Origin of the sequence: Halobellus sp. Atlit-38R, from assembly GCF_003665925.1 — an archaeon.
Classification (GTDB): Archaea; Halobacteriota; Halobacteria; order Halobacteriales; family Haloferacaceae; genus Haloquadratum; species Haloquadratum inordinatus.
The window spans coordinates 1-740 of sequence record NZ_QXIJ01000077.1; the positions used below are offsets into that span (position 1 = coordinate 1).

General features: G+C 67.6%; 1 protein-coding gene. It reads right to left on the reverse strand.

What is annotated here, in order from left to right; translation table 11 throughout:
* A partial coding sequence (locus D3D02_RS18180) for an aldo/keto reductase (RefSeq protein WP_147435705.1) occupies positions 1–740 on the reverse strand: 740 nt, incomplete at both ends.

Genomic DNA, 740 nt, shown 5'->3' on the forward strand with positions numbered 1-740 from the left:
CCGTCCGCGCGCCGACGATGGGGACGCAGGTGAACTCGTCCCACTCGGTGAGCCACGCCAGCGCGACCTGCGCGGGCGTCGCGTCGAGCTCGTCTGCGACCTCCCGGACCGCGTCGAGCACCTTCCAACCGCGCTCGGAGAGGTAGAAACGCTCGAACCGGTCGTCGAAGCTCGCGCGGGAGCCGTCGGGCGCGATCACCTGCTCCGGGTCGTCGGGGTCAGCGCGCTCGTACTTCCCGGTGAGGAACCCGCCCGCGAGCGGGGAGTACGGGCAGACCGCCAGGTCCTGGTCGATACAGACGTCGAGGTACTCCTTCACGTCCTCGTAGTAGCCCGCGTGGTGGAGCGGCTGGACCACGTCGAAGGAGGCGTAGCCGTTGACGTCGGCGGTCCACTGCGCCTTCGTCAGCTGCCAGGCCGCCATCGTCGAGGCGCCGAGGTGGTGGACCTTCCCCTCGGCGACCAGCTCGTCGAGCACGCGCATCGTCTCCTCGATGGGCGTCTCATCGTCCCAGCGGTGGATGTAGTAGAGGTCGAGGTAGTCCGTCCCGAGGCGGTCGAGTGTGCCCTCGATTTGGTTGCGGATGTGCGTCCGCGAAAGACCGCGGCCGTTCGGGTTGTCCTCGTCGAAGGGGAAGTACACCTTCGAGGCGATGACGTAGTTCTCACGGTCGCGGTCGGCCAGCCAGTTGCCGATATACTTCTCGGAAGTGCCGTTCGGGTCGCCGTAGACGTTGGCG